Genomic DNA, 15,933 nt, shown 5'->3' with positions numbered 1-15,933 from the left:
TAAAAGAATTGGATGTTTGCGTGTATATTTTTTTATGCGCAAATTGTGTGGGAACCCCAACATTTAGTATAGAGCCATTTTTATGCGCAAATTGTGTGGCAACCCCAACATTTAGTATAGAGCCACAAAAAATGGTTGCAATCATCAAAAACCGATGATTGCAACCATTTTTATTTATATTCGGCTAGTTATGTTCCAGCTTCTTTTCATCTGATTATAGCACGCGACGCACGTGGCCTTTAAATGCATTTTTCCAGTAAGTATTAGACATACTTTCAACAGAAACCCCTGGTGTGCTTTGGGCACCGATGAATTGTCCTCCACCGATATAGATAGCAACGTGTCCATTTTTCTTGTATGTATCGAAGAAAACTAGATCTCCAGGTTGTATTTCGCTATACGAAATCTTCTGACCTACCCCAACTAAAGCGCTCGTGCTTGATGGAATAGAATATCCTCCTTGAGCAAATGCCCAAGATACAAATCCGGAACAGTCAAATCCACCTGGACCTTTGCCACCCCAAACATAAGGTGTACCTAAATGCGGATAACCAGCGTTAATTACTGCACTTAATCCACCACTTCCAGCTGAAGGTTTAGCTTTGGCCTTTGCTTTAGCAGGGCTCTTGCTGTTTAATGTTTGCACATCTCCATCATTTGAATCGTTATTTACAGAAGCAGAAACAGAAGAAGTGTTATTAGTCGATGTTGCTGGCTGACGTTCTGAATTAACGCTTTGTTTTACTTCTGCTTGAAGAGCAGCCAAATTGCTATCTTCTCCTTTTAACTCTTCTTTTAAAGTCTCCAGATCAGCTTTTTTATCTTTTAGCTTTGCTTCTTTTTTCTCATTTTCTTGCTTCTGTTCTTTAATAGTTTCCTGCATGCCTTCTAATTCTACTTGCAGATCTTCCATTTCTTCTAAACTCTTAAGCACTTTATCTTGTTTTTTGGTTACTTCTTGCTTATCGTTTTCTTGTTCTTCTAAAAGTTTAGCGTCTGAATTTGTGATTTTATTCACTGCTGATACGCGGTTAATGAATTCTCCAAAGTCTTTAGAACCAAAAACCACTTCTAAATAACTAACATCTCCACCGCTTTTTTGGTAAGAAACTGCACGCTCTTTTAATTTATTATAACGTTTCTCAATCGCGTCTTCTAGTGCAGCAATTTCTTTTTCCAGCTTGTCCACTTCTTGTTCTTTTTTAGTCATATCCGCTTTGACTTTTTCAATTTGTGCATTGTTTTCCTTCATCGCTTCGTTAAACTGAGTTATTTGTTTATTTAATTCTTCTAACTCAATTAACACATCGGCAATCTTAGCTTCTGCTTTCGATAAGTCAGCTTTGATTGCTGCACGTTCATTTTGAATCTCCGTCCGCTTATCCTTCAAACCTCCTAATGTTTCCGCCTGCACCTGCGTGTGAAAAAATGCGCTACTAAAACCTACGACTGTCACAGTCGCAACTGTTACAATTGACTTTTTCAACATACTCCCCCGCTTTTTATATAGAATTCAGCCCTATTTTATATGTATCTATCTTTTCGTTTGGCTGTTATGAATAGACTATTATTTTATGTATAACTATTTTCTTAGGCAATTCGTATTATAACAGCAAAAAATTGCAAGCGTATTATAGTAGTATTACAATTATATTTCAAATGCGACATAATGTTTTACCGTTCATGAAAAGAAGCGTTGATTCGCTAAGGAATAACGCTCCTTTTTATTGCCAACATAGAGGCTAAAATATTTCTTTTTTCCTGTACGGATAAAAGATTTCATTATAATCATTTTAATTTCTTTAATTTTCTTAAGAAGTAAATTGTTCTTCTTCTGTCGAACCTTTTAATGCTGCAGTTGAAAAGGCCCCTCCAGAAATAACTTGTGCCACTTCATCAAAGTACCCAGTTCCAACTTCACGCTGGTGTCTTGTTGCACTATAGCCGTATTGTTCACTATGAAATTCTTTTTGCTGTAATTCCGAATATGCTTTCATACCTTGGACCTTATATTTCCTAGCTAGTTCAAACATACTGTAATTCAAAGCATGAAATCCTGCCAATGTAACAAATTGGAATTTATATCCAATATTTGCTAGTTGCTCTTGGAAACTGGCAATTTCATCGTCATTTAGCTTTTTCTTCCAATTAAATGATGGAGAGCAATTATAAGCTAGCATTTTATTCGGGTATTTTTCTCGAATAGCTTCTGCAAATTGCTTTGCTTCTTCGTAATTTGGTTCTGATGTTTCACACCAAATTAAGTCAGCGTAAGGAGCATAAGCAAGCCCCCTTGCAATAGCTTGATCAATTCCTGCCTTTGTTTTATAAAAACCTTCCGGTGTTCGTTCTCCAGTAATAAATGTAGCATCATATGGATCTACATCACTCGTAATAAGATCAGCAGCGTTTGCATCGGTTCTAGCAATGATAACAGTAGGTGTTCCCATCACATCCGCAGCTAAGCGGGCAGCAATTAGATTACGCACGGCTGTCTGTGTCGGAAGCAATACTTTACCTCCTAGGTGTCCGCATTTTTTCTCTGATGATAGTTGGTCCTCAAAATGGACCCCTGATGCTCCTGCCTCAATCATCGACTTCATTAATTCAAACACATTTAATTGACCCCCAAATCCAGCCTCTGCATCAGCTACGATCGGTGCAAACCAATCGATATCCTGTTTCCCTTCTGAATAGTGGATTTGATCAGCGCGTTGTAACGCCTGATTAATGCGCTTCACCACATTTGGCACACTATTTACAGGGTATAGACTCTGATCCGGATACATTTGCCCTGCTAGGTTTGCATCTGCTGCCACTTGCCAACCACTCAGATAAATCGCCTTTAGCCCAGCTTTTACTTGCTGAACAGCTTGGTTTCCTGTTAGCGCTCCCAGCGCATGAATGTAATTTTCCGATTGCAACAACTTCCATAATTTTTTTGATCCATTCTCAGCCAATGTATAGGTTATATCCATCGATCCTCTAAGACGAATAACATCCTCTGCACTATAAGGCCTCTCTATCCCTATCCACCGTTCATCGTTTTCCCAAGCCTTTGTCAAACCATTTATCCGATCGTTTGTCATTGTAAAATTCCCCCTTTGTTATTGTAAAAACTCCCTTTTATCCCAACACCATTTGTTATATTACATATTTATTTGTTATATAACAGAATACCCAAAAAAATTAGTCTTGTTTCTTCGAAAGACAGTGATCGCATTCTTGAATGATACTTATCCCTTCCATCTCTTTTCCGCAGTCTGGGCACATAACCATGTCTTTGCTTCTTTTCACTTTCAACCCCTCCTTTTATACAACAGATAAATAATATTGTTATTGTTATAATACAGTTTATGAGATTTGTTTGAAAAATGCAACCCCTTTTTTAAATTAGGTTGAAATTTTTATTTACTTAGTAGAAAATAGATGAGGATATCGCATTTTGTAAGTATAACCTCTAGGAGATGAACGTTTGTGAAACCTTCCCACTTTATTGGAAGCAGGGTCGTAAAAACTGGCGTTGCGGTTTTTCTAACTGCCTGGATTTGCGAGCTGTTCCATGCCCCGGCTGTATTTGCAGTTATAACTGCCATCGTAACAATCGAACCAACCGTTTCGGATTCTATTCGTAAAGGGTTTGTGCGTTTCCCGGCATCAGCAATCGGAGCTGCATATTCCGTATTCTTTATTTACCTGTTTGGAAACTCTGCAATAACATATGCACTTGCTGCTACATTGACGATTGTGACATGCTTCCGTTTAAAACTACATGCAGGATTATTAGTTGCCACACTCACAGCAGTAGCCATGGTGGAAGTAATTCATAGCAATTATTTTATTTCTTTTCTTATACGATTAGGAACAACTACGATCGGCTTAGTCATCTCTACTGGGGTCAATATGTTTGTTTTACCACCTGACTATACGTCGCATATTACTGAAAATATGATGGCAATCCGAAAACGTTTAGCAATCAAGATCGAAAAAGTGTTTTATGCAGTAACGGCTGAACAACTAACAACAGCTGCCACTACATTGAAACTGACAGATGTTGTCTATAAAAAGATTCGCCAAACAGAAACACTTATCCAATTTCAAAAAGGAGAAGCGAAATACCACCCATTAACAAAAAGTGAAAAGAGATTTTTTAAGCATGTCGAAAAACAGCTCACTTGTCTCAAACTGATCCACTATCATATTGACAATGTTGTCAACACAAGACTACGGGATGACCTTTGGCATGATCATGAAAAAGAGATTATTCGTCAAGCTACCGACGAACTTGTAGATACTTTTAATCGTAAAACCGCATTAAAACAGGCACACATTAGTAAACTGAGGGAACTGTACTGGAGAGAAAACGGGGTTGCCAGCCGAAAACCAGATGCTATTGTAGCAAATTTCCCGCCGGAGCTAATCATTACGTATGAATTACTTACCATTTGTCAGTTAACCGAGCGATTTTTGGAATATGGAAAAGATATAAAAAGAGAAACAAAATTAGTCGAGCACTCACGTTAAAAGGAAGTACCTAAATTTATTGCTATCTACTTAATTTGTTGCTCAACTAAAAAACGAGCTACATGGCCATGCACTCGTTTTTGGTAGCCTACTCAACTAGATGATTCTTAAAAGCATAAATAACAGCCTGTGTTCGGTCTTGTACTTCCAACTTTGACAACAAATTACTCACATGAACTTTAACCGTCTTTAAAGAAATAAATAATTGATCAGCAATTTCTTGGTTTGTTTTCCCTTGGGCCAATAACAATAAAATTTCCCGCTCCCTGTCTGTCAAGTCTTCATGCAAGGCCCGCTCCGGTGAACGCATGCGATTCATTATCTTCCCCGTTACTTCTGGTTCTAAAACAGTTTGCCCTTCAAAAGTAGCACGTATTGCTTTTGCAATTTCCTCGGCTTTGGAGGTCTTCAACATATAACTTGTAGCACCTGCCTCCAAAGCTGGGTATACCTTTTCATCATCTAAAAAGCTAGTCACAATAATAATTTTGGCTTCTGGCCATTTTTCCATAATCAACCGCGTTGCTTCAATGCCATCCATTTCTTTCATAACGAGATCCATTAAAATGATATCCGGTTTTAATTTCAAAGCGAGCTCTACCGCTCGTCCACCGTCATCTGCTTCCGCGACTACTTCAATGTCAGATTGTGCGGACAAATAAGAGGTAACCCCAATCCGGACCATTTCATGATCATCTGCAAATAAAACTCTTATCACTCTTCCTCTCCTCCTCTCTCAAAATGAGGAACCTTCACTTCCAAGCGTGTGCCTTGGTTTGGAAAGCTGATCACTTTGTAGCTTCCACCTACTTCATAAGCTCTTTCTTTCATATTTTGTAAACCGTAAGATCCTGTTTTCAGCTTACCCATATCAAATCCAACTCCATCATCGGTTACGCGTAAAATAATATTCCCATCTCTTTCTACTAACATCACATGTAAAGAATTGGCTTTTGCATGTCGCAATGTATTAGATAAAGCCTCTTGAAGTATTCTGAATAATTGATCTTCAACACCTTTATCAACCGTAAAAGCTTCAATATTCCAGTCAACTTGCATGGGTACTTTTTGCGTGAGCTCCATAAGCAATTCTTGCGTACCTTCTTGTAAAGACTTTCCTTTTAAAGCCACTGGTCGTAAATGCAAAAGGAGTGCTCGCATCTCCAACTGTGATTGATGTATCATGTTCTCTACCATACGAAGTTGTTTTTGTATGGTTTCATCCTTAGGTGGATTCGTTTCTGTGATTGTCGACATCATCATAGAGGCTGCAAATAATTGCTGACTTACGGAATCATGTAATTCTCGTGCTAGTCTGTTTCGTTCTTGAACAACAATTTCCTGTAAGCTTTGTTCTCTTTCTACAGCTCTTTCTGTCGCTAAGCGCTGCGCATGCTCTGTTTGCATTCTAATCTTATGCTGTACTTGTTCAAGGTAATGTTGCATTTGACCTAGATCTTTTGGAATTTCCAAATCAAAATTCAGTTTTTGCCCTTTTATAATTTCTTCCATTTTCTTTTCCAAATAGTGAATACGTTGACGCCAGTACAAACCTGTCACAGTTCCTGTAACGATCCCCACGGAAACCGGAATTACAAACAAGATAAATAAAAAGGAAATGTCTTCGATCTTCTTATCAAAAATAGCGCTCCAATCTTCTACAAAAGCAAAAAGTGTCACCCCAGTTACTAGTATGGTCAGGACGATACTATAGAAAACAGACGTAGAAATATGACGAAATAGCAGATTCATGTACGTTTCACCTCGATATCCCCAGAGATGATGGAGGTAATTATTTTTACTCGAGGAAACGATGTATCATAATCTTTCGTTTGGTACAATAATGCTTGATTCATGATTCTTTCGTGATAATTTCCAAATATGAGTGCACGTCCGATAACGGAACTATGATGGATGCTAACCTCTACATCATATGGTACGTAGATTTCAATATTACCAACAAGGTGCCGAATGGATATGACAGCCGTATCATTCGGTAACACCGTATTACTTAGATCAATGACCCTGTCACCAAAAGCACCATGAATATTCACATCTCTCCATTGATAAGCTGTATCATCCGTCCTTTGGTCATCAAAAAAACGGTGATCAAAGAACGGGCGCTTATGAATCAAGTTTTCTTTAATTTCTTGTTTTGGCTGTGAATTCAGATGCGGTTCCACCCACTTTGCTACTTTTTTTGATTTCGAATAATTAATAAGAAATATCGCAATGGCAGCAACGACAAAAAATCGGATGGCTAACATATTTAATATAGAAAAGATAATGCCTATAATTCCAGACCAAAAAAACAACTTTCCCCATAGTTTTTCAAAATTTTGACGTCCTATATAAATAAGCAAAGCAAAAAAAAGTGCCGGAATAATCATGCCACCTTGAAAAAAGGTAATCTCTAAAATAAAGAGGATTACTCCAACAATTAATATCCAATTTAGTGTATCTGTCGATAGTCGTTTAAACATGAAGTAACCCTCCTTTATTTATAATATTCCTTCAGAACAAAGGCGCAAGCGGTCGTTTAGCAACGTAGCGACTGGAGCGAAGCAACGAAAGTTTTAGAATCATGCTCCTGCAACAGGAGTATGCCGACGCCTAAGCGGCAAGCCCGTTTTTAGTCGGCCTTCCTCTTAACCACGAACCAATGATGGCTTATCGTAGCGCATTTCTAAAGTCGCATCGTTGCTGGGCTTATTCGCCGGACGTGTCTTATTCGGTTATTTCGTTATCTCCAAGCACCTAAGTTTATACTTTCCTATAGTACGTAGAAAACCCAAAAACCAGGATGAATTAGCCGAATGCAAATAGTTCATCCCCGTCTTGAAACCCATGTTCCTTTTCTAAGTTTTTTCCGCTACTATTAGTTAGAATTTGTCCTGTTGCTTCAAATGCCTTTACACTCTATGGTGGTAGATTAAAAACAGACGCAATCTCTTGCGCCTGTATAGTATACCATGTTTTTGTTTAGCGAAGAAGATATGTTCACTTACCGAGAAAAAGTTTCCCCATCGTTCGTTATACTCTGAAGCAAGTTTCTATGGAAACGTAAATTCCCTCTTTCCTACGCCTCTTCTTTTTCTGCCATTTCTTTTTCAAGCTTTGCCATTTTATGATCAAATGTACTGCGATAATAAGCACTGTTCACCTTATATTCAAGTCCTTCAATGTATCGTTCCATTTCCGCAAACTTAGAGAATGGCTTATCTGACGTTTCATCAATTACGCGATTAATTTGATGATTTGCACGGGCGATATTTTCACGACCCATTAATTCCATTCTACGCAGATGCATATCTTTTAATTTATGCTTCATATTTTCATACTTTTGCTCGAGTATTTCAAGCTCTGCTGCAGCCTCGTCGCGAGATGCTTTCATGCGCTCAGCTCGTACTTGATATTCTTGATGCTCACCAATAGCAAATTCATACATTTCCAATTCGCCAGCTTTTTCCGCAATATTCGCTTGCTTTAAACGTTTATCTGCTAAGTCTTGGGCTAATTGATATTCTTTTAAAAATTCATCCTTCAATTTATATTGGCGCTCTAATAGTTTTCGAACTTTCTCTTTTTCTTGCTCGCTTTGTCTAAGGTAATGATTCAAAGCTGCAATCGGATTTTTTTGCTCCTTTTGATCCATTAGATGGTGTAGGTCGCTAACGACAGATTCCTTCATTCTCGTAAAAATATTGGTCATTGTTTGTCTCTCCTTTTTCAATAATTACTTATTAAATTCAGCCCATTGACGTTCAAAATTCGTAAACGGATCGTCTTCCTCTATGTGATGAACAACTGGATCATCTGTATCTTTCTTCCAACTTTTATAAATCATGTATAGTGCAACTGCTGCGACAACTCCAATTAACGCAAACATATTTGAGATGGTAATACTTAGCACGATGAGCCCTACGATAACCCAGCCGATTTTTCCTGCTGTTGAATCAGTTTTCATAAACTGTTTAAAGATAACATAAAGTAGCCATATGCCAAGTCCCAAAAATACCATTGGACCTAAATTAGCCAGTAGGACAATAAACGCTGTTAATCCTGCTAGAAATAAAAGAAATTTCTTCATCGGATGATTTCCTCCTTCCTTTAGCTTACTTCTATCATACAGACCATATCGTTGTTCCGTAATGAACGGAAGACATATTTTCATCTAGTACTTGAGGCGTATTCTCCATGGTGGAGATAAGCTTGATTCAGATTATCCCTTGACAGGATTCTTTCAAACAGATTGGATACACCATTTTGTTTGTTCTTCTCACCATGAAAGGCACTATGCACTTCGACATACCCTTTATGTTCCACACCATCTCTCTGTCGATAGCCAGATTTTCCTGTTTTCTGTAGTTCTCGCACCTTTCACACCTCCTAGACTTTTCAAAATTACTATTGTTCGGTTCTTCATGTTTTGGCCCTTTCACACTACTACGACCTCTGCTGACTTCTTGTGATTCACCAAGATGTCACCACCTTGGTTGCGTCGGCTCGTTTTCATTCAACTCACAAGTCACCCTCACAAGACCTCCCCCGGTAAGAACGAAAACTTTCCTCCCACGTAACTGCTAGATTTACTGTATAGGTTTCGGGCAGTATTGGACTTTATCTTGTGTTGCAGACTTATCCGACCTAAGTCAGCCTTCTATCTAGTTTCTGTTCGTCAGTTCAGGAGTTTGCGTCCGGCTTCCTTCAGCCACTACCTCAGGATAGCCACCCTGCCTTTCGCTAACAGTTCCTACTGCCAAGCCTGTAGTGGGCTTTCACCACCAAGTTTTCGTCCATGCACGGCGCACGTAAAAATGAGTCCGGTGCAATACCGAACTCATTTTACTAAGCTACTCCTAATGAAATAACGGCGTCTAACTTTTAGGGGGCGCTTCATCACATAATTAACCATACATTACCCACTAGAATAAAGTTACAAGCACCCGTTTAGCAAGGTGAATGGAACGAATCAACGAAAGTTTTAGGAATCATGCTCCTGCAACAGGAGTATGCCGCCACCTGAGCGGCAAACCCGTTTTTAGTGGTCTTCCTATTAACCACGAACCGATGATGCCTTATCGGAGGACGCATTTCTAAAATCGCATTGTTGCTGGGCTCATGCGTCGGATGTGACTTATCGCTTATGTTGTAATACACAAACTCCTAACTTTATACTTTCTTATCCTACAAAAAAAGCAGCAAAATTATTGCTGCTTTCTACGTTTAAGAATCATATAAATAATGATCACCGTCCCTATACCGATAGCGATATAAACGAATGTCGAATATACTTCCATAAATGACAAAATATCCGTCCAAGATTCCCCAAGTTGCATACCAATTAAAATAAGGATTGTATTCCAAATGAGAGTTCCGGTAATCGTTAGTATTACAAACTTGACAAAATTCATATTCGACATCCCAGCTGGAATCGAGATCAAACTCCTTACTAAAGGTATCATACGGCAAATAAATACTGTCCAATAACCATATTTATCAAACCAAGCATCCGCCCTTTTAACATCTGTTCTTTTTATCCGCAAAATGTGTCCATACCGATCAATTATTTTTTCTAATTGTTCTACATCAAGGAGCAAACCAATTCCAAACAAAATAATTGCACCAAGTACAGATCCTACGGTTGCTGCAATGATCACACCAAGCACAGTCAAATCGGTAGTTGTGGTTAAAAATCCCCCAAAAGGAAGAACAATCTCTGATGGTATGGGTGGAAAAATATTCTCTAATGCCATCATTAGAAATACGCCAATATAACCAAACTCTTCCATAATGGATGTTACCCAATCTTGCATGTATGTACACCTCTCCCAATCTATAAACAGGCTTGTGCAATTAATCGGTAAGAATTTTTTCGGCTTTCATAATCAGGTGTATTCGTTAAAATCATGATTTCATCTGCTTGATATATTTTTTGTAACGATTGCAACTGTTTATGTACTTGCTCTGGATTTCCTAAGATATATTTTGCAGTCAGTCCTTCCGTGGACACATCGCCCTTCGACCTATCACGATCTCGAACTGCTTTGCTTGTAGCCTTACTTATATGTTTTTCTTTAAACTTTTTATTTTCTATATCAGCCCTTTCCGCAAGCTTTCGGGCCGCTTCTGATGTCGGTGCGCAAATTACTGAAACAGCAATGATAACTTTTCCATTATACCGTTTTCGATAACCATCAACAATTGCTGGTCCATCCTGCTCTGTCATAAAATGCCCAAACGCATATGACATACCCTTTTCAGCAGCTAGTTTAGCACTTTTTTCACTAGTTCCTAACAACCAAAGGTCAGGCGAAAAATTTGGGATGGGCGTAGGAGCCACATTTGCATAAAGGTGATCTTTGGTAAATGTTTGCTGAAAAAAAGCTACCAGCTCATCTATATCAGCAGAAATCTTTTTGACGTTTTCTAAAAAGTTTCCCGAAAGAGCTATCGTTGCTTCTGCTGACCCTCCTGGAGCTCTGCCAATTCCAACATCTACTCTTTTGGGATACAGCGTCGCTAATACATTATATCTTTCGGTTATATTATACGGGCGATAGTGAGGCAGTAACACTGCACCAGCGCCAATCCTTATTTTCTTAGTGCGACTTCCAATTAAACCAAGAAGGATGTCAGGAGCAGGACAGGCAAACCTTTTCATATCATGGTGTTCAGCGACCCAGTACCGTGTAAAACCGAATCGCTCAGCCATTTCGGCTAATTCCAATGTGGACAAAATAGCGTCTCTGGACATAGCGCCACTTAGCACAGGCACTTGATCTAAAATACTGAGTTTCAACTATCTTCCCCCGCTTTCATTTAGTCATTACCCATATTTTAAAAATCTAATCATTATTTGTCATTCTTCGCAGCAATTCGGTCTACCATCTTTTCCGCAGCTCGCCGATAGTAATTGCTCATGTTAACAAAGGATGCCACTAGCAAAAGTTCTTGCAAGTAATCAGCGTCGTTACTAGCTAATGTTTCACTTTGTTGTTCGACATCATCAATCAATTGTTTCATTTCTGCTTCCAGCTGTTTTATACTTTCGTCGGCAAGTTGGACATAGCTTTTATAGAGTTTCTTTAATTCAAAGTTATCTTCTACCACCATTTTGTTCAGCTTGCATAACGTTGTTTTTACATCATTAATGGAGAGTGCACCCTTTAATTGATAAATCATTGCGATTAACATTAAATGATCTTTTGAATATTTCTTATTGTCGATGGGATAAAACAGCTTTCCTTTTGCATAATTGTTAATCATTGTTTTCGTCAAAACCTTCTCTTGCTCATCTCGCTTTAATCCCTCGAACGTACTTTCGAATAGTTGAATAACTTGATCCATATATAAATCCAAATTTGGAATATCATCTAATGACAACTGACTATTCAACTGCATTTGCTTCATAAAATCTTTCAAATTTTCCATTCCATACCCTCTTTTATACGTTCTATACCATTATTAGCTTACCTTCATCATTATACGAAAGAAAAAAAGGGAAGTAAACCTTGACTACATCATAAAATACATATATTATGGTTATATAGTTTTAAAAACTACTTAATACAGTGAAGGTGTTGATTTAATGGGTGTATACATTCGCGAACCGATTAATGGACTTACACATTTATTCGGTGCGGTACTATCGTTTATTGGGCTATTAGCATTGATTTTCAAAGCAAGTGAAACAGGGGGATCACCGCTTGTAATTACTGCAGTAGTTATTTTCGGATTAAGTATGACATTATTATATTCCGCTTCCGCAACCTACCATATGGTGATTGCTAAAGACCGTGTAATTGGTTTTTTACGACGGATAGACCATTCCATGATTTACATATTAATTGCCGGAACGTATACGCCGTTTTGCCTGATTAGTTTAAAAGGTACTTTAGGTTGGACATTATTTACTATAGTTACGACTTTGGCTGTTTTAGGCGTCGTCTTTAAATTAGTATGGTTTCACTGTCCACGATGGTTATCTACTTTATTATATATTGGGATGGGTTGGATCGTTGTATTCTTTAGTTCAGCTCTTGCTCCAATCATTACTACTGGAGGGATGATTTTTCTAGTCTTAGGAGGTATCATCTATACCATTGGTGGCATCATTTATGCATTGAAACCTAAAGCATTGAATTTTAAACATATGGGATTTCATGAAATTTTTCATTTGTTTATTTTGGCAGGAAGTTTGTGCCACTTTATTTCTGTTTATGCATATGTGTTATAATGTTTATATATTAGAAAAACTTGGCTTGTCGCCAAGTCTTATGGCGGAAGCCTTTGTTTTTCTTATACTATAAACCAAAAAAATCTTATCCTTTCCTATAGTGGAACAAAGGCGCAGGGCGCCCGGTTAGCAACGTAGCGACTGGATCGAAGCAACTAAAGTTTTAGGAATCATGGTGAGGCACGAACCAATGATGACTTATCGGAAGGCGATTTCGTGAAGTCGTCTAGTTGCTGGGCGATGAAGCCGGACGTGGTTGTTCGATTATGTTGTTATCCAAAAGTCGCTAAATTTATACTTTCTTATCTTGCAAAGAAGTACCCTGAGAACATGTTTTCACATGGTCAGAATACTTCTTTTGTTATTGCTGTGGGCTAGAAGGGTTAGAAATACTAGATAAAGCTTGTCCTGCCTCATTTTGCAATTGATGATCAACCGCCAAGTCTCCCAATGCAACCATTCCAATAAGTTTACCATTTTCAACAATAGGCAAACGTCTAATTTGTTGCTGTGCCATTAACTCAGCGGCTTCATGGATATCCATCTCAGGCGTCCCATGAACAATTTGTTGCGCTGTCATTACTTGAGAAACGGGAGTTTGGGTAGCTTCACCTTGCGCAGTAGATCGAAGCGTAATATCGCGATCAGTAACCATACCTACCATATTCCCTTGGTCATCTACAACGGGAATAGCGCCAATATTATACTCACTCATAACAGCCGCTGCCTCTTGAATGGTTTGTGATTCATTTACTGTATAAACGTTTTTTGTCATATAATTACGTATTTGTTGCTTCATAATATAACCTCCTTTGGATTAGCTTGTCTTAATCTGTTCAAGTTTATGATAAATTGGATTAGAAATATTTGGTTTTAACTTAACAGAGGTGCCCAGAAAGCAAATAAAATACTCGGGAAACGTTTTCCGTTACGCCTGAATTACGGATAGGCATAGCGTAATATTAATTAAAGCTTATTTCCAGTCTTTTTGAACACCCTTCAACCATTTGAGTAAACTAAATAATTTCCAGCAAGAAAACGCTATCCATTTAAACGAGGCTCGCCAAGTTGCGTTTTTAATTATAAAAACTTATTTCTTCCTTTGTACAAACGATGTTAGCAGAGGACTAACTTGCCCATACAGCTTATGGACTTGTGAAGCTACCTCTGTTATCTTATTCATATCTATTTCCCCATCTTTATTCCGGAAAGAAGATAATACACTTTCCATTCGGGAAGATGTTTGTTGAGCATTCCTTGTCTCCAACTGTCGCCCTATCCACATCGGCTGCCTTCGTTCATGCTGGTTCATAGGTTACTTTATTGGCCTGTTTGAAAACATGATCATCACCTCTCACTCCATATTCTATTCTAGTTTATGAGAGGTTTATTATTGGTGCATAGACAGTTTGCTTATTTCTTTTTTATTTTGTGAATTGGTTCTAACAAACCCTTCTAAGCTTGGTACATTTCTTACGTGTCTCCACCAATCGAGTAGTTTAAACAAATTATTTAAAATTGTCAGAAGCCCCTGTTTTCTTAATTGTCGTATCAACCTTAACAACTATTTCGGCTTTTGAAAAATAATTTTTTCCTGTATCCCAGTCATTCTTTACTTGTTGCCAAAGATCATAATGGCGATGAAACACCTCATCTCCTAAGCCAATAATATCAACTTGTAAATCTTTTTGCGATACTTTAATCGTCCCTTCTGTTAACTCAGCTATTTTATTTTCTGTTGCACGCTCCAACCTTTTTATAAAAGATTCTGAAACAATCTTAGAGGATCCATGTATTTCCGCAACAGTTGCTTTCAAATTCAATCTAATTTCTACCTTAAGATTATCTTTATCCGTATTCAAAAAATGAAAGGAATTCCCACCACTTGTTAATTCAACGACTGCTGATTCTCCATCCATATCTACATGAATAGGGACATTTTGATCGCGCTCCGTTAATAAAGTTAATCCTATCGTCTCCTTGTCTGATAAAGAATCAACCATTAAATTCTCCTCTGCACGGATAACCGCAGCATTTTTATAATCTAAAGATTTATCGTTGACAATACTTATTTCCGGAAGTGCATAGCTTCTATTATTAAGCATTAACTCCTGTAATTGTCCTACAGGTACCGGTTTTAATGCACGAGCACTCTTATAATTACTTTCCATTAAAGATTCAATATAAAGGGCTGGAACCTTTTGATCGTCAGGCAAAATGTCCAAAGTATCTTTTGCTTGCACTCCTTCTTCAGTAATTAGTACTTTTATGCCCCTGCGCATTTCATGATCACGTATAAAAACATCTAACACTTTTGGCAAGAGCTCTGGCTCTTTAGCTACTTTATCTGAGATAATAACAACTTTGAGGTGGGCAAAAAATGGCGCTTCACTAGATAGCGTCGCCATTTCACGAATGATTTCAAACACACTTTCTCCACTTAGCGTAATATTTTTATATGCTTTTTGTTGTGCCCCTCCACCTTGTTGTGGAGTACCCAAACCCGCAGGAATAACAAACTGGTTGGTAAGTAATATTTCGTACTTATTGTTATCTTTTTTCTCTACCAAATCAATTGCCGAGCCAACTACAAATCCACGATCCTCAATTTCTATACGATCCCAGCATGCTGATAGAAACAGGAAGGAAATACTACACATAATAAATACGATAATCTGTTTAACCAACCTCTTCCTTCCTTTCGTTATGGTTTCCATTTTTATTCTTTTTCCCTCATTGCTCGTTTTTATACGCGCGAATGTAAAGGAGCCCTCTTCCAATTCCCTTTCACTTTCTCCAAGCCTTACAACATGCCAATGCTGACATGGAACCAAGGGCGAAGCAGAGCGAAGGGCAAAGCCTTTACCCTTGATGGAATGATAGCATTGGCTATCATCTTAGAAGAACAAAAGTGAAGGTAATCCATGAAAAATAGCGATTTTCTAAGTAAATATTAGTTTAAGAGTGCTTTTGTCCAAAATTAGGGGGTTAATCCGATGATTTTAAGCCTGCTCAAGTCGTAAATATGAATGATTTCAAGTGAAAGCTGTCACAAAGTGTATCACGATAATAAAAAAACGAGAGTGCAAAAAATTTTGTGTAAATGGATATACTTTCCAATAAGGAGATGATCATTTATGCAAGACTTTTTTCATGACAAAACCATTAAA

At 38.0% G+C, this 15,933-nt stretch carries 16 protein-coding genes; 2 read left to right on the top strand and 14 right to left on the bottom strand.

What is annotated here, in order from left to right; genetic code table 11:
* Window positions 1–214: 214 nt before the first annotated feature.
* Together D1839_RS18945 and aceA are read right to left on the bottom strand one after the other, a co-directional pair.
* On the bottom strand, window positions 215–1,486 hold the full coding sequence (locus tag D1839_RS18945; RefSeq protein WP_199690419.1) for a C40 family peptidase: 1,272 nt from the start codon (window positions 1,484–1,486) through the stop codon (window positions 215–217).
* A 325-nt stretch (window positions 1,487–1,811) separates the two neighbouring features.
* Window positions 1,812–3,089 carry an isocitrate lyase gene (gene aceA, locus D1839_RS18940; protein ID WP_120381358.1) on the bottom strand — a complete coding sequence of 426 codons (1,278 nt, stop codon included), beginning with the start codon at window positions 3,087–3,089 and terminating at the stop codon, window positions 1,812–1,814.
* 388 nt (window positions 3,090–3,477) lie between these two features.
* On the opposite strand from aceA, the gene D1839_RS18935 reads away from it, so the two are divergent.
* Window positions 3,478–4,524 (top strand): aromatic acid exporter family protein, encoded by a 1,047-nt coding sequence (locus tag D1839_RS18935; RefSeq protein ID WP_120381357.1) that lies wholly within the window; start codon window positions 3,478–3,480, stop codon window positions 4,522–4,524.
* Window positions 4,525–4,612: 88 nt separating this feature from the next.
* Here D1839_RS18935 and D1839_RS21160 read toward each other — a convergent pair whose 3' ends face one another.
* The 9 genes from D1839_RS21160 to D1839_RS18890 form a co-directional block, all read right to left on the bottom strand.
* On the bottom strand, window positions 4,613–5,242 hold the full coding sequence (locus tag D1839_RS21160) for a response regulator (RefSeq protein ID WP_120381356.1): 630 nt from the start codon (window positions 5,240–5,242) through the stop codon (window positions 4,613–4,615).
* Entirely contained in the window at window positions 5,239–6,276 is a 1,038-nt protein-coding gene (locus tag D1839_RS18925) for a sensor histidine kinase (RefSeq protein ID WP_120381355.1), read from the bottom strand. The genes D1839_RS21160 and D1839_RS18925 overlap by 4 nt, the downstream gene beginning before the upstream one ends.
* Window positions 6,273–7,007, bottom strand: a complete 735-nt coding sequence (liaF, locus tag D1839_RS18920) for a cell wall-active antibiotics response protein LiaF (RefSeq protein WP_120381354.1) — start codon at window positions 7,005–7,007, stop codon at window positions 6,273–6,275. Before liaF ends, D1839_RS18925 begins: the two co-directional genes overlap by 4 nt.
* Window positions 7,008–7,603: 596 nt before the next feature.
* Window positions 7,604–8,236, bottom strand: a complete 633-nt coding sequence (locus D1839_RS18915) for a PspA/IM30 family protein (protein ID WP_120381353.1) — start codon at window positions 8,234–8,236, stop codon at window positions 7,604–7,606.
* A 24-nt stretch (window positions 8,237–8,260) separates the two neighbouring features.
* Window positions 8,261–8,614 carry a lmo0954 family membrane protein gene (locus D1839_RS18910; RefSeq protein WP_120381352.1) on the bottom strand — a complete coding sequence of 118 codons (354 nt, stop codon included), beginning with the start codon at window positions 8,612–8,614 and terminating at the stop codon, window positions 8,261–8,263.
* Between the two features lie 80 nt (window positions 8,615–8,694).
* Window positions 8,695–8,901, bottom strand: a complete 207-nt coding sequence (locus tag D1839_RS18905) for a hypothetical protein (RefSeq protein ID WP_120381351.1) — start codon at window positions 8,899–8,901, stop codon at window positions 8,695–8,697.
* 830 nt (window positions 8,902–9,731) lie between these two features.
* A complete protein-coding gene (locus D1839_RS18900) occupies window positions 9,732–10,340 on the bottom strand; it encodes a DedA family protein (protein ID WP_120381350.1) in 609 nt (202 codons plus the stop codon).
* Between the two features lie 20 nt (window positions 10,341–10,360).
* Entirely contained in the window at window positions 10,361–11,326 is a 966-nt protein-coding gene (locus D1839_RS18895; protein WP_120381349.1) for an MsnO8 family LLM class oxidoreductase, read from the bottom strand.
* A 53-nt stretch (window positions 11,327–11,379) separates the two neighbouring features.
* Entirely contained in the window at window positions 11,380–11,958 is a 579-nt protein-coding gene (locus D1839_RS18890; RefSeq protein ID WP_120381348.1) for a DUF1836 domain-containing protein, read from the bottom strand.
* A gap of 157 nt (window positions 11,959–12,115) precedes the next feature.
* On the opposite strand from D1839_RS18890, the gene trhA reads away from it, so the two are divergent.
* Entirely contained in the window at window positions 12,116–12,763 is a 648-nt protein-coding gene (trhA, locus tag D1839_RS18885; RefSeq protein WP_120381347.1) for a PAQR family membrane homeostasis protein TrhA, read from the top strand.
* A gap of 361 nt (window positions 12,764–13,124) precedes the next feature.
* On the opposite strand, the gene D1839_RS18880 is transcribed toward trhA, so the two are convergent.
* The 3 genes from D1839_RS18880 to D1839_RS18870 form a co-directional block, all read right to left on the bottom strand.
* Entirely contained in the window at window positions 13,125–13,562 is a 438-nt protein-coding gene (locus tag D1839_RS18880) for a CBS domain-containing protein (protein ID WP_120381346.1), read from the bottom strand.
* A gap of 291 nt (window positions 13,563–13,853) precedes the next feature.
* Entirely contained in the window at window positions 13,854–14,048 is a 195-nt protein-coding gene (locus D1839_RS21480) for a YppG family protein (RefSeq protein WP_158589703.1), read from the bottom strand.
* A 223-nt stretch (window positions 14,049–14,271) separates the two neighbouring features.
* Complete coding sequence (locus D1839_RS18870) at window positions 14,272–15,450, bottom strand: Ger(x)C family spore germination protein (protein ID WP_158589702.1); 1,179 nt, start codon at window positions 15,448–15,450, stop codon at window positions 14,272–14,274.
* Window positions 15,451–15,933: the final 483 nt, after the last annotated feature.

It is taken from the genome of Roseburia sp. 1XD42-34 (assembly GCF_009917385.1).
GTDB lineage: Bacteria > Bacillota > Bacilli > Bacillales > Amphibacillaceae > Virgibacillus.
The sequence above is the reverse complement of the archived record's forward strand: the minus strand, read 5'-3'. Positions and strand labels throughout refer to the sequence as shown.

Bases quoted from the DNA above. Each gene is read 5' to 3' on its own strand.
- D1839_RS18910 (WP_120381352.1), bottom strand. From the start codon at position 8,614: ATGAAGAAATTTCTTTTATTTCTAGCAGGATTAACAGCGTTTATTGTC.
- D1839_RS18900 (WP_120381350.1), bottom strand. From the start codon at position 10,340: ATGCAAGATTGGGTAACATCCATTATGGAAGAGTTTGGTTATATTGGC.
- D1839_RS18890 (WP_120381348.1), bottom strand. From the start codon at position 11,958: ATGGAAAATTTGAAAGATTTTATGAAGCAAATGCAGTTGAATAGTCAG.
- D1839_RS18880 (WP_120381346.1), bottom strand. From the start codon at position 13,562: ATGAAGCAACAAATACGTAATTATATGACAAAAAACGTTTATACAGTA.
- trhA (WP_120381347.1), top strand. From the start codon at position 12,116: ATGGGTGTATACATTCGCGAACCGATTAATGGACTTACACATTTATTC.
- D1839_RS18915 (WP_120381353.1), bottom strand. From the start codon at position 8,236: ATGACCAATATTTTTACGAGAATGAAGGAATCTGTCGTTAGCGACCTA.
- D1839_RS18925 (WP_120381355.1), bottom strand. From the start codon at position 6,276: ATGAATCTGCTATTTCGTCATATTTCTACGTCTGTTTTCTATAGTATC.
- liaF (WP_120381354.1), bottom strand. From the start codon at position 7,007: ATGTTTAAACGACTATCGACAGATACACTAAATTGGATATTAATTGTT.
- aceA (WP_120381358.1), bottom strand. From the start codon at position 3,089: ATGACAAACGATCGGATAAATGGTTTGACAAAGGCTTGGGAAAACGAT.
- D1839_RS21480 (WP_158589703.1), bottom strand. From the start codon at position 14,048: ATGTGGATAGGGCGACAGTTGGAGACAAGGAATGCTCAACAAACATCT.